The organism is Variovorax sp. V93, assembly GCF_041154485.1.
Lineage (GTDB): Bacteria > Pseudomonadota > Gammaproteobacteria > Burkholderiales > Burkholderiaceae_C > Variovorax > Variovorax beijingensis_A.
Genome location: NZ_AP028670.1, coordinates 602,999 through 615,591, shown reverse-complemented (window position 1 = coordinate 615,591; position 12,593 = coordinate 602,999). Strand labels below are relative to the sequence as shown.

Sequence of the window (12,593 nt, the reverse complement as noted above, 5' to 3'; positions counted from 1 at the left end):
CAGGTGTTGTAGCGTGGCATGGGCAGTCCGGCCATCCCTTGGCACCGTCCCAACACCATGAAGCCCCCGAATGCAGCAACAAGCCATCTCCGCCCACGACATCTTCCCGCACATCCGCATCGTCATGGGCATGGTGATCGGCCTTGGCGTCACGCGGCTCTTGTCGGGCGTGGCGCGCATCGTGCAACACCCGGCGCAGTACCGGCTCTATGCGGTGCACCTTGCCTGGGTGGCTTCGGTCCTGCTGGCGCTGGTGCATTTCTGGTGGTGGGAGTTCGGCCTCTATCAGATCGAGAGCTGGACCTTCGGCACCTATGCCTTCATCGTGAGCTACGCGATCGTGCTGTTCCTGCTGTGCGCGCTGCTCTTTCCGGACAGCATGCGCGACTACGCGAGCTATGAAGACTATTTCTATGCCCGGCGCGCCTGGTTCTTCGGCCTGCTGGGCGCGACCTACCTGCTCGACGTGGTCGACACGCTGATCAAGGGCGAGGCGCACTTCGCCCGCTTTGCGCTGGAATACCTGATCCGCACGCCCATTCTCGTGACGCTGTGCATCGTGGCGGCCAGGACAGCCAGCCAGCGCTTTCACACCGTCTTCGTGGCGGCCACGCTGGTCTACCAGCTGTCGTGGATCTTCAGGCTCTTCGACACGTTGAACTGAGGGTGCCCGTGCGCTCCCGGCTGACGCGCGCATCGGTGGCAGCCTACGTTGAAAACCAAGGGCTTCACATTCAAATGGCGCCGACGTCGAACGGGGACCGAGGCGTGCCGTGCGTCTTGCCGTCGGCGGATCAGGAGACAGCCATGCGCACCCACGACGAGAAGAAGAACAACGGCGAGACAAGCCATGCCTTCCATGACGAGGACAGCGATCCCCCGCAAGCCCTGACCGGCGCCACCCGGCGCTCGCTGCTGCGCAGCGCCGTGCTGTTCGCGATGTTCTCGGGCAGCGGCATCGGCCTGAGCGCCTGTGGCGGCGGCGGTGGCGGAGGGGGTGGTGGCTTCGGCGGCGGCATCGGCGGCGGGGGAGGTGGGGGCGGAAGCCCGCCCGAGGGTTCGGACTCGGTGTTCAAGCACGGCATCGCGAGCGGCGATCCGTTGTCCGACCGCGTGATCCTCTGGACCCGCGTGACGGCGCCTGCGCCGGGCACGCTCAATGTCGACTGGGAGGTGGCCAGCGACGAGCGCTTCGGCATCATCGTCGCGCGCGGCACCGCGAGCACCGGCCCCGAGCGCGACTACACGGTCAAGGTGGACGCCGCGGGGCTTCAGCCGGCCAGCACCTATTTCTATCGCTTCTCCATGGGCAACGACCACTCGCCGATCGGCCGCACGCGCACGTTGCCGGTGGGCGGGGTATCGCAGGCGAGGCTGGCGGTGGTGTCGTGCTCCAACTTCCCGAGCGGCTACTTCAACGTGTATGCCGACATCGCCAGGCGCACCGACATCGACGTGGTGCTGCACCTGGGCGACTACATCTACGAGTACGGCCGCGTGGGCTATGCGTCGCAGCTCGCCATCGCCATCGACCGCGAGTCGAACCCCGACCACGAGATCCTGACGCTCACCGACTACCGCCTGCGCCATGCGCAGTACCGCACCGACGCGGACCTGCGGGCCCTCAATGCGCGGCTGCCGATGATCGCGGTGTGGGACGACCACGACGTGGCTGACGACGCGTGGTCCGGCGGCGCCGAGAACCATGACGAAGCGACCGAGGGCAGCTTTGCCGCACGGCGCGCGGCCGCCGTGCAGGCCTACCACGAGTGGCTGCCGACGCGGCTGCTCGACCCCGCCAACCCGCTGCGGATCTACCGCTCCTTCGACTTCGGCACGCTGGCTTCGATGCACATGCTCGACACCCGGCTGATCGGCCGCGACAAGCAGGTCACGCTCGAGCAGTACCTGGCCGGGGAAGCGTCGGCGCCGACGCGGCAGCTGATGGGCCAGCCGCAGGTGGACTGGCTGTCGCAGCGCATGTCTGCATCGCCCTGCACCTGGCAGGTGCTCGGCCAGCAGGTGCTCATGATGCGCATGGCCATTCCCCTGAGCATCGCGACCGACTTCAGCCTCGAGACATTGACCGCCTACCTGGCGGCGCTGGCGCTTCCGGACGCCGCGCGCAGCGACAGCCAGCGGGCCCTGGTCACGCAGCAGAAGGTGCCCTACAACCTGGACGCGTGGGACGGCTATCCGGCCGCGCGCGACGCGGTGCTGGCCATGGCGCGCAACCAGGGCAAGAACCTGATCTCGCTGGCCGGCGACACGCACAATTCATGGGCCGGGAACCTCACCGACAACACCGGGCAGCGGGTCGGCGTGGAGTTCGGCACCTCGTCGGTGTCGTCGCCGGGCTTCGAGCGGGCGCTGCCGCTGATCGCCAACGACCTGCTGGCCGACGGCTTCCGGCGCATGGTCGACGACCTGCGCTATGCCGAGACCGGCAAGCGCGGCTATGTCGTGCTGACGCTCACGACGGCCGAGGCGCGCTGTGACTACATCGAGGTCAGCACGGTGTTCAGCCGCGACTATTCGGTGCGGCTCGCCGCCACGCTGCGCGCGCTGCCGGGCGCGGGCAACCTGCAGGTGCTCGCTGCCTGAACATGGGTGGTTGGTGGTGCGCCACCGTCAGGATCGCGCCACCAGGCCGCGGATATAGGCCTCGAGCGTCGTCGAGCCGCGCAGGGCATCGGCTGGCATGTCGAAGCCGCTGTCGACGCTCACCGCGGCCATTCGCGCATACGAGTCTGCGGCCGCTTCTGAAAAGCCGAGGGCGCGGTACGCCGCCTTCCACTGGTCGCGCGGCGTGACGTCGAGCTCCACCGGCCGGCCGAGCGCTTGCGAGAACGCCTTCGCCACGTCGGCCGAGGTATAGCGCCGCGGGCCCTCCACGTAGCGGATGCCGACGTCGTCGAGCGGGGACACCAGCCTGCGGGCCGCGATCTCGCCGAGGTCGTGCGGCGCGGCCATGGGAATGGCAAGGCCGGGGTCGTACATCGTGGGCAGCCTGCTCGTGCTGCGCACGGCGTCGAGCAGTCCGTCCCAGTTGCTCATGTAGTAGGCCGCACGGTTGATGGCTGCCGGAATGGATTGGCGGCGCAGGCCCTCTTCGAGTTCCCACAGCACGCTCAGGTCGCCGATGCGCTCGCCGGGCTGCGCGCCGCCGGTCGATTCCGCCACCACCTTCTGCAGCCCCGAGCCCTCCAGCGCAGACAGGATGTTGGCGACCGTGCGCCGCTCGATGGTGTCGGTGTCCGCCGACGTGTCCGCGGATGGATTGAGCAGGAAGGCGCGGCGACCGCGCTGCAACGCCGCACGCAGCGACGCCACGTCTTCGACGTTGGCCTCGGCGATCTCGGCGCCCTTTGTGCGCCATGCGCCGGCGCGCTTCGCGTCGCGCGTGACGATCGTCACTGGTTCGCCGCGGTCGAGCAGTGCCTGCGCGACCGCCGAGCCTACGTGTCCTGTGCCACCCATGATGACGTACATCCGTGTCTCTCCTTTTCGTCGTGCCTGGAGGAAAGTCTGTTGAGATGCGATCGGCGCAATGGCTCACCGCGCGGGCGCAGGGCCTGCGCAGACCATGTCCACGATCAGTGCCTTGGTGTAGCGCACGAACGCCGCGACCTGGGTAGGACGATCGGCCAAGTTGTCCGGCGCACGGCCCAGGTAAGCCGCATGCGCACTCGCCAGCACGGGCCGATGCTCGCCCGGCAGGCGCTTCAGCGCCCATGCGGCTGCGGCATCCTTGGGCGCGATCTCGCCGGTGCTTGCACTGAACCAGATGCGCGCGAGCGCCAGCACCACATTGCGCTCGTCGCCCTGCCAGTCCGGCGCGTCGTTCCACTGCGCCACGGTATCCAGCAGCGAGCGCGTGAAATCGGCGCGCGGCACCGCGTCGAACAGTTCGTCCGCGGGAGGGCCGAGCAGGCAGATGCTGTGCTGCCTGAGCTTGCCGAGCAGGATCGCAAGGTCATGGTCGGGCATGGCGGGCTCCACGATGCCGGCCTGCAGTTCCTCGCGCAGCCATTCGCCGAACTGCAGTTCGCGCAGCGGCGGATAGCGCCAGGGCACGACCTCGCCCCGGACGACGAGCGTGACTTCGAGCGGACGCCATGCTGCGCCGGCGCCGGGGCTGCCCGAGACCGACAGCAGGTCCATCATCAGTGCTTGCCGGACCGATGCGGCCAGCGGGGCGCCCACGGTCACCATCAGGTCGATGTCGCTGTGCGGCTTGAGCCCTCCATCGACGGCGGAGCCGAACAGGTGGATGGCCTGGAGCGTGCCGGCCAGGTGGCGCTCGAGCACGGTGCGCGCCTGCGACAGCTGCGGGATGATTTCAGGGGGCAGTGACAGTGAAGCGGCCATCGCGGCCGATGTTAAGGGCCGCGGAAACGGGCAGGCAATGAACGCGGCGGATCAATCCACGCGGATGTTGCGCGCCTTCACCACGCGGCTGTAGATCTCCGCATCGCGGCGCACCATCGCGCTCATCTCGGCGCGCGTGACGCCCAGCGGCTCGCTGTTGAGGTCCTTGATGCGCTTGGCGAGGTCCGGGTCCTTGCTGGCTTCGACGAACACCGCATTGAACCGGTTGAGCACCGCGGCGGGCGTGTTCGCAGGTGCCCAGATGCCGTGCCACGACATCATCGAGAAGCCCGGCATCACCTCCGAGAGCGTGGGCACGTCCGGCAAAGCGGGGTGGCGCGTGGGGCCCGAGTAGGCCAGCGCCTGCACGCGGCCGCTGCTGATCAGCGGATAGCCCGTGGCGATCGGCTCCATCAGCGTGTCGACCTGTCCGCCGACGAGATCGGCGATGGGGCTCGCGCGGTACGGCACATGCAGCATCGTGATGCCCACCTCGTCTTTCAGGGACTCGACGATCAGCTGCGACGGGCTGCCGGCGCCATACGAGGCGTGCGAGTAGATGCCGGGCTTTTCCTTGGCCGCGGCCACAAGCTCCTTGATGGTCCTGGCCGGGAACTTGGTGTTCGCGATCAGCACGAGGCCCTGGCGCATCGTGGTGGCGACGGGGACCAGGTCCTTCTCCGGATCGAACGGCAGCTTGCTGTAGATGTACGGGTTGATCGTGAACGCCGTCGACAGGTTGTAGAGGAAGGTGTAGCCGTCCGCCGGTGCCTTGGCGACGGTGTCCGACGCCAGGTTGCCGGCCGTGCCGGGCTTGTTGTCGATGAGCACCGGCACGCCGAGCTTGCGGCTCGCATAGTCGCCGTACATGCGCGCGAAGATGTCGGGCGGCGTGCCGGGCGCGAAGCCCACCACGATGCGGATCGGCTTGCTCGGCCATTCCGCAGTCTGGGCAGCTGCATGGCCCGTGGCCAGGATGCCGGCGAGGCCCAGCACCAGGCCGAGCATCTTCTTGACGAGGTTTGTTGTCGAACGCATGGCTTGTCTCCTTGGGCCGATGGGGGCCCGTTTGTTGGGTTGTTCTGTCTTCTTCAATCCACCTGCGCGCCGGAGCGGCGCACGGCCTCGCCCCACTTCGCGATCTCGGCCGCGCCGAAGGCGGCCATTTCCGATGTGTTCATCGCCAGGGGCTCGATGCCCTGGGCCGCGAGCTTGTCGCGCACCGCAGGCTGGGCGAGCACCGCCTGCGTGGCTTCGCGCAGGCGGTCGCGCTGCGCGGCGGGCATGTCGGCCGGCGCATACAACATGAACCACGCGACCAGGTCGAAATCCGGAATGCCCTGCTCGGCCAGCGTGGGCACGTCGGGCGCAGCCATGCTTCGCCGGGCGCTCGATGCGCCCAATGCGCGCAGCTTGCCGGCGCGGATCTGGGGCAGCACGGCGGCCGGGTGATAGAACATGAATTGCACGTTCCCCGCCATCACCTCGGTGAGCGCCTGGGCGCCGTCGCGGTAGGGCACGTGCACGAAGTCCTTGCCGAGCCGCAGGTTGAGCAGCTCGCCCGCGAGGTGGCCCGAGGTGCCGTTGCCGGCCGAGGCGAAACTCACCGACTTGCCGCTGGCCTGGCGCAGGTCCGCCACCGTCTTCCACGGCGCCGCGGCGGGCACGACCAGCAGCGTGGGCGTGGCGCCGACGAAGCCCAGCGGCACGAAGTCGCGCTGCGGCTGGTAGGACAGGCGCTTGTAGAGCGTCGCATTGATGGCATGCGTGCCCACGGTGCCCAGCAGCACGGTGTGTGCGTCCGCCCCCGAGCGGGCCGCGAGCTCGCTGCCGATGGCACCGCCCGCGCCGGGCCGGTTGTCGACGATCACCGCCTGCGACAGCTGGCGGCCCAGCGCTTCGGCCAGTACGCGTCCCACGATGTCGGTCGTGGTGCCGGCCGCGAAGGGCACGACCAGCTTGAGGGGGCGCGCATCGCCCGCCTGCGCCCATGCGCTGCCGCTGCCCTGCGCAAGCAGCGCCGCGGCAACAGCCGCCGCGGCCAGGATGGCACGGCGCTTCGTCACCGCGCCTCCCCGAAGGCCGCGGGCACCGTGCCTTCGTACTGCAGTTCGCGCGTGGCCTGGTAAGAGAGCGCAAAGCCGCTCGGCATCTCGGCCTCTTCCGCAAGGTGGGCGATCAGTCCCGCGGTGCGCGCAAGGATCGGCACGCCCCGCAGCGACGCCACCGGAAAGCCCACACCCAGCAGCACCGCCGGAATTGCCGCGGAGACGTTCATGTGCAAGTCCTTGCCGACGATGCCCGGGATCGCTTCTTCCAGCGCCTGCGCGATGCGCACGTAGCGCAGGTCGGCACCGGCCTGCGTCGCCACGTCGATCAGCCGGTCGACGCGCGGATCGCGTTCCTTGTGCAGCGGATGGCCGTAGCCAGGGATCGCCGCGCGCGCGGCCTTGAGTTCGGCGATGGCCGCGGCGGCGGCCTGCTGCAGCGTGGCGCCTGCATCCACGCGCGCCGCCACATCCATGAACAGGCGCCCGGCCGTTTCCGATGCGCCGAGGATGACGGAGCCGCAGCCGAGGATGCCGGCCGCCACTGCGCCCTGCAGCGCATCGGGCGCGGCCGCGAAGGTCATGCGGCTGGCCTGCACGCTCGGCACGAGCCCGTGCTCGGCAATCGCCACCAGCGTGGCGTCGAGCACGGCGCTGCACGCGGCATCGGGGCGGCGCCCGGTGAGCAGCAGGAAGAAATAGTCGGTGAACGACAGGTGCCCGATCAGCTCCTGGCACAGGTCCTGGCCGCGCACGACGATGGTGTGTTCATCCGAGGTGCAGATGGCGGTGCGCGGGACGGTGGACTTTCCGATTTTCATGGGCGTGGTCTTTCAGGCGTGTCGGGGTTCGAGGCGGAAGTCGTAGTGCGCGGACCAGTAGGGCGTCTCCATCGGCCGGCCGTCCGGCGCGCGGCCCGACGGGTGGGATTCGAAGTCCACGACGAGCCGCGGCCGCACGCCGAACACGGCATCGGATTCGATGTACGGGCTGCCCGCCACGAACAGGTGCGTGGTCACGGGCACATGGCCCGGCGCCGAGACCATCATGTGGATGTGCCCGGGGCGGTTCGGATGCCGTCCCATGGCCTCCAGCATGCGGCCCACGGGCCCGTCGACCGGAATCGGATAGAAGCTCGGGCGGATCGACCAGAACCAGTAGCGGCCTTCGTGATCGGTGCGGATGCGCCCGCGTGCCTGCATCGCGGCGCCCTCGAGCTGCATGTCGTACACGCCTTCGCCGTCGCCCGACCAGATGTCGAGCAGCGCGCCTTCGAGCGGCTGGCCGTGGGTGTCGGTGACGCGGCCGCTGTAGAAGGTCGGCTCGCCGCGGGCGCCCTGAGCCACGTCGGCGCCCAGCGGCAGGTCGGGCGCGCCTTCCCAGTAGAAGGGGCCCTGCACGGTGGCGTGCGTGGCCTCGGTGAGCTCTGTGGCTTCGGTCGCTTCGTTCACGGCGCGGCCGCGCTTGCCGGCGGCGGCGCGCAGCTGGTCCAGGATCACGACCATCATCGAGGCGCCCAGCGTGTCCGACAGCAGGATGAACTCCTGGCGCTTGTCGGTGCAGGTCTGGCCCGTGGCCGTCAGGAATTCGATGCCCTGCATCCATTCGTCGGGCTTCAGGTTCACGTCGCGGATGAAGGCATGCAGGTGCGTGATCAGCGACTGCATGAGCTGCAGGAAGCGCGCGTCGCGCGTTCCCTCCAGGCTCTTGAGCACGGTCTGCGTCAGCTCGCTTTCGTTCGATGGCGTCATGGTTGTCTTGTCTCCTGGCTCGTTGTGTTTTCGGAAGGCTGTGCCGGGCTCAGCGCGCGGCGTTGGGAGGCTGCCCCAGGCGATGGCGGATCGGATCGACGATGGCCGCGTTGTCGGCGCCGAGCATGGGGGGTGCCGTGACTTCCAGCGCGCGCTCGCCGTCGAAGCTCACGGGCGAGCGGATGGTGTGCCACTCGCCGCCCTCGGGGTGCGGCGCGCTCACCTCCAGCTGCAGATGCCGCGCCTGCGGGTCTTCCATGGCCTCGCGCGTGTCGTACATGGGGGCGTGCGGCACGTCCTCGGCCTCGAGCCGCGCGCACCACGCAGCGCGGGTCTGCTGGCGGAACACGCCGCCGAGCAGCGCGATCAGGTCTTCCTGGTGCGCGATGCGCGCCTCGCGCGACGCGAAGCGCGGGTCCGCGAACAGGCGGGGGCGCTCGATGGCGTTGGCCAGGCCCTGCCAGAACTTCTCGGGCGAGGACATGTGCAGCGCAATCCACAGGCCGTCCGCGCACTCCAGCACATAGGACTGCGAGACGCTCGGCCGGCTGAACGGACCCATGACCTCGTCCTCCGAAAAGAAATGCGTGAAGGCGTCGAGGTTGAAGTGGCACATGGCTTCGAGCATCGACACCTCGACCGCACGTCCGCGGCCGGTGCGGCCCCGTTCGACCAGCGCGCCGAGCACGCCGTAGGCGGCGTAGAAGCCCGTCATGGCATCGGCGAGCGCGGGGCCGACCACGCGCGGGTTGGCGGGGTTCACCAGCAGCTTGAGGAAGCCGCTCGCAGCCTGCGCCACCGTGTCGTAGGCGGGCCGCGCGGCCGCGGGGCCGGTCTGCCCGAAGCCGCTGATGGCGCAATAGACCAGGCGCGGATTGAGCGCCCGCAGCCGGGACTCGCCGGCGCCCAGCCGCTCGGCCGCACCGGGGCGGAAATTCTGGATGTAGACGTCCGCGTCCTTGACCAGCTCGTCGAACACGGCCGCGTCCTCGGGCAGCTTGGGGTTGAGCGTGACGCTGCGCTTGTTGCGGTTGTAGGTCTGGAAGTGCGGGCTGTAGAGGCCGCCGCGAAAGGCGCGGAACGGATCGCCCGCGCCGGGCTGCTCGATCTTGACCACCTCGGCGCCCAGGTCCGCGAGGAACATGCCGGCGGCCGGTCCGGTGATGAATGTGCCTTGTTCCAGCACCTTGATGCCGCTGAGGACTTTTTGCACCGGGAGGTCTCCTGTGGTCGTTGTGGGGGCGGAGAAACTTTAGGTTGCATCCGCGAATCCCGGAAATGATTGTTTTCCATCGTTAGCATCGATGCCATCGATCATTGCTCCCGAGGAACGCCATGGAACTCCGGCACCTGCGCTACTTCATCGCCCTGTCGGGCTCGCTGAACTTCACGCGTGCGGCCGAGCGCCTGCACGTGACGCAGTCGACGCTGTCGCACCAGATCAAGCAGCTCGAAGAGGAGATCGGCGTTGCGCTGTTCGACCGCATCGGCAAGCGCGTGAGCCTGACCGACGCCGGCGACGAGTTCCTGCACTACTGCACCAAGGCGCTGCACGAGATCGACCTGGGGCTGGGCGCGCTGCGCCAGGACAGCTCCGACGTGGCGGGCGAGTTGCGCGTGGGCTCGACGCACACCTTCAACCTCGGCTTCATTCCGGACTGCATCGCGAGCTTCCAGGCGCGGCACCCGCGCGTGAAGGTGGTGGTCGAGGAGCTGTCGGCCGACCAGATCGCCGCGCGCCTGCAGCAGGGCACGCTGGACCTGGGCATCGCCTACCGGCCGAGCGCGCCCGGGCCGCTGCAGTTCGAGCCGCTCTACAACGAGGAGATGGTGCTGGTGGTGGCGAAGAAGCATCCGCTCGCGCGGCGCAAGCGCGTGCGCATGGTGGAACTGCACCGCCTGCCGATGGTGCTGCTGCCGGCCAGCTTCGCGACGCGTCAGATGCTGGACGAGTGCTTCCGCTCCTGCGGTGCGCAGCCGCACGTGGTGGCGGAGATCAACACGCTCGCGCCGATGATGGACCTGGTCGCCAAGACGCAGCTCGCGTCCATCGTGGCCGCGAACGTGGTGAACCCGCTCTCGGGGCTCGTGGTCATCCGGCTCGAAAGCCCCACGCCCGTGCGCACGCCCGGCATGCTGTGGTCACCGGTGGCGCGCGACGCGGCGGCCACGCGCGCGTTCTCCACCATCGTGCGCAAGCTGGCGCTGCGCAGCAGCCTGCAGGGCGCGGCCCCGCGCGTGCGCTAGCAGCGGCGCAGTTCACGGGCCGTGTCCAGGCGAGCTCACTGCCGGCTGGCCAGCCATTCGCGCGCCGAGAGGCCGATCTTCTGCGTGAAGAGCCGCGACAGCGCGGAGGCGTTGGCGTAGCCGAGCGCACCCGCGATGGTCTTGACCGATGCGCCCTTCCTGAGCTCGGCCTGTGCGATCGTGAGGCGCCAGCCGGCAAGGTAGTCCGCGGGCGTGGCGTTCACCACGGCCTTGAAGCGCTGGGCGAACGCACTGCGGGACAGGCCGGCCTCCCGTGCCATGCGGTCCAGCGTCCAGGGGTCGCCCGGACGCTCGTGCATGGCAACCAGGACGCGCGCCAGCTGCGCATCGCCGAGTCCGGCCAGAAGGCCCGGGGGAAGCTCGCTCTCCTGCGGGTGATCGAGCAGCCAGCGCAGAAGCTGGATCAGCACGACCTCGAACAGCCGGTCGGCCAGCAGGCGGTGGCCGCACAGCACCCGGGTGGTCTCGGCGAAGAGCAGCGCCAGCGACTGTTCGAGGCCCTCCACGGCATCGAGCGGAAGGACGACCAGGGGCGGCAGCGCGCGCGCAAGGGGATGCGCCTCGCCGCCGTCGAAATCGAGCGTCGCGCAGACGAAGTCCGAGCCCTCCGCCGGCGCGTTGTGGAAGTTGTGCGCCAGGGGCCGCGGATAGAAAAGAAGGCACGGCGCCTGCACGGCGAGCTTGCGCGGCACGCCGGCGCGCGCCGAGTGCGTGACCACCATCTCGCCGCGCCGCAGCACATGCAGGAAGCCGCGGCCTTCCCGGGCCGCGAACCGGGTGGTGCCGCACAAGGGGCCGGCATGGAACAGGTGGGCCCGCACATGAAAGCGCTCGAGCAGAGAGGAAAGCCTGTCGATCGGGGGCATGCGGGGCGATTCTGGACGAAAAGGTATCTTATTCGGATGAAACGATCCCGATCATACGGTGCATGCGCAGACACTGGCTTCGTTCCTCCACTTCTTCAAAGGACTTTCATGTCTCGCGTCCCACTCGTGAACGAAGCCGCAGCCGCCGGCGAAGCCAAGGCCCTGCTGGCGAACATCCATGGCACCTTCGGTGCCACGCCCAACATGTTTCGCGCGGTTGCCAATTCGCCGGCTGCGCTCCAGAGCATGTGGGGATCGTTCGGCGCGCTCGGCGGCGGCGCCATTGCGGCGCAGCTCGGCGAACAGATCGCCGTGGCGGTGGCCGACCGCAACGCATGCCACTATTGCCTGGCCGCGCACACGGCGCTCGGCCGCAAGGCCGGGGTGTCCGCCGCGGACATGGCGGCGGCCCAGGCGGGCGAATCTTCCGACCCGCGGACGGCGGCCGCGTTGCGCTTCGCGCTCAAGCTGGTCGATGCGCGCGGCCAGGTCGGCGCTGCCGATGTCGAGGCACTTCGCAGCGCCGGCTTCGACGACGCGCAGATCGTCGAGATCGTGGCGCACGTGGCGTTGAACCTGTTCACCAATTATGTGAACGTGGCCTTCGACGTACCGGTCGATTTTCCGTCGGTCAAGCTGCGCACGGCCGCCTGACCGGAGCGATAGTGCAGGGGGCGGCGCGGCTGCTCCCTGGTTGCCTTCACGTTGGAGCATTCGAGATGCCGAAGAACTTTCCCCCGGCGCCTGCGCTGCAGGTTGCCCAATGGCTCAACACGGACAGCGCCCTCACGCTCGAGTCGCTGCGCGGCCGCGTGGTGGTGCTGCATGCCTTCCAGATGCTCTGCCCGGCCTGCGTGTCGCACGGCCTTCCGCAGGCGAAGAAGACGCGGCAGCTTTTCGATGCCAGGGACGTTGCCGTGATCGGCCTGCACACCGTGTTCGAGCACCAGGACGTGATGACCGCCGCGGCGCTCGCCGCATTCGTGCAGGAGTACCGCCTCACGTTTCCCATCGGCATCGACGCGCCTTCTCGCGGCAGCATTCCCGCGACGATGCGCGCGTACCAGTTGCAGGGAACGCCGAGCATCGTCCTCATCGACAGGCAAGGCCGCATCCGGCTGAGCCACTTCGGCGTGCTCGATGACATGGCGCTCGGCGCGGCCATCGGCCAGCTGGCTGCCGAAGAGGCACCCGCGACGCTGATCACGCGGTCCTCGGGCGATGCGGATGGCCTTGCATCGGCGCACGGCGGGTGCCGCGGCGAGGGCTGCCCGGCCGATGGAGCCTGA

At 69.0% G+C, this 12,593-nt stretch carries 13 protein-coding genes; 5 read left to right on the top strand and 8 right to left on the bottom strand.

The window, feature by feature from the left end:
* The first annotated feature begins 70 nt into the window (after window positions 1-70).
* Both ACAM54_RS28925 and ACAM54_RS28920 read left to right on the top strand, forming a co-directional pair.
* The gene (locus ACAM54_RS28925; protein WP_192326986.1) at window positions 71-664 is read left to right on the top strand and encodes a hypothetical protein; all 594 of its coding nucleotides are present in this window, start codon (window positions 71-73) and stop codon (window positions 662-664) included.
* A gap of 143 nt (window positions 665-807) precedes the next feature.
* Complete coding sequence (locus tag ACAM54_RS28920) at window positions 808-2,604, top strand: alkaline phosphatase (RefSeq protein WP_369651465.1); 1,797 nt, start codon at window positions 808-810, stop codon at window positions 2,602-2,604.
* Between the two features lie 27 nt (window positions 2,605-2,631).
* Here ACAM54_RS28920 and ACAM54_RS28915 read toward each other — a convergent pair whose 3' ends face one another.
* The 7 genes from ACAM54_RS28915 to ACAM54_RS28885 all read right to left on the bottom strand — a co-directional run bounded on the left by ACAM54_RS28915 (window position 2,632) and on the right by ACAM54_RS28885 (window position 9,383).
* Window positions 2,632-3,492 (bottom strand): NmrA family NAD(P)-binding protein, encoded by an 861-nt coding sequence (locus ACAM54_RS28915; RefSeq protein ID WP_369651466.1) that lies wholly within the window; start codon window positions 3,490-3,492, stop codon window positions 2,632-2,634.
* A 63-nt stretch (window positions 3,493-3,555) separates the two neighbouring features.
* Window positions 3,556-4,371 (bottom strand): AadA family aminoglycoside 3''-O-nucleotidyltransferase, encoded by an 816-nt coding sequence (locus tag ACAM54_RS28910; RefSeq protein WP_369651467.1) that lies wholly within the window; start codon window positions 4,369-4,371, stop codon window positions 3,556-3,558.
* 51 nt (window positions 4,372-4,422) lie between these two features.
* Window positions 4,423-5,409, bottom strand: coding sequence for a tripartite tricarboxylate transporter substrate binding protein (locus tag ACAM54_RS28905; protein WP_192326997.1), 987 nt, complete (start codon window positions 5,407-5,409; stop codon window positions 4,423-4,425).
* A gap of 53 nt (window positions 5,410-5,462) precedes the next feature.
* The gene (locus ACAM54_RS28900) at window positions 5,463-6,437 is read right to left on the bottom strand and encodes a tripartite tricarboxylate transporter substrate binding protein (RefSeq protein ID WP_261380303.1); all 975 of its coding nucleotides are present in this window, start codon (window positions 6,435-6,437) and stop codon (window positions 5,463-5,465) included.
* Window positions 6,434-7,240 (bottom strand): citryl-CoA lyase, encoded by an 807-nt coding sequence (locus tag ACAM54_RS28895; RefSeq protein ID WP_369651468.1) that lies wholly within the window; start codon window positions 7,238-7,240, stop codon window positions 6,434-6,436. The genes ACAM54_RS28900 and ACAM54_RS28895 overlap by 4 nt, the downstream gene beginning before the upstream one ends.
* Before the next feature lie 12 nt (window positions 7,241-7,252).
* Complete coding sequence (locus ACAM54_RS28890) at window positions 7,253-8,170, bottom strand: dioxygenase (protein WP_369651469.1); 918 nt, start codon at window positions 8,168-8,170, stop codon at window positions 7,253-7,255.
* Between the two features lie 49 nt (window positions 8,171-8,219).
* The gene (locus tag ACAM54_RS28885) at window positions 8,220-9,383 is read right to left on the bottom strand and encodes a CaiB/BaiF CoA transferase family protein (RefSeq protein ID WP_369651470.1); all 1,164 of its coding nucleotides are present in this window, start codon (window positions 9,381-9,383) and stop codon (window positions 8,220-8,222) included.
* A gap of 122 nt (window positions 9,384-9,505) precedes the next feature.
* Between ACAM54_RS28885 and ACAM54_RS28880 the strand changes: the two genes are divergently transcribed.
* Window positions 9,506-10,417 carry a LysR substrate-binding domain-containing protein gene (locus ACAM54_RS28880; RefSeq protein ID WP_369651471.1) on the top strand — a complete coding sequence of 304 codons (912 nt, stop codon included), beginning with the start codon at window positions 9,506-9,508 and terminating at the stop codon, window positions 10,415-10,417.
* Between the two features lie 35 nt (window positions 10,418-10,452).
* Here the strand turns inward: ACAM54_RS28880 and ACAM54_RS28875 are convergent, their stop codons facing one another.
* Window positions 10,453-11,304 carry an AraC family transcriptional regulator gene (locus ACAM54_RS28875; RefSeq protein WP_369651472.1) on the bottom strand — a complete coding sequence of 284 codons (852 nt, stop codon included), beginning with the start codon at window positions 11,302-11,304 and terminating at the stop codon, window positions 10,453-10,455.
* Between the two features lie 108 nt (window positions 11,305-11,412).
* On the opposite strand from ACAM54_RS28875, the gene ACAM54_RS28870 reads away from it, so the two are divergent.
* Entirely contained in the window at window positions 11,413-11,958 is a 546-nt protein-coding gene (locus ACAM54_RS28870; RefSeq protein ID WP_209502207.1) for a peroxidase-related enzyme, read from the top strand.
* 65 nt (window positions 11,959-12,023) lie between these two features.
* Window positions 12,024-12,593 (top strand): redoxin family protein, encoded by a 570-nt coding sequence (locus ACAM54_RS28865; RefSeq protein WP_209502205.1) that lies wholly within the window; start codon window positions 12,024-12,026, stop codon window positions 12,591-12,593.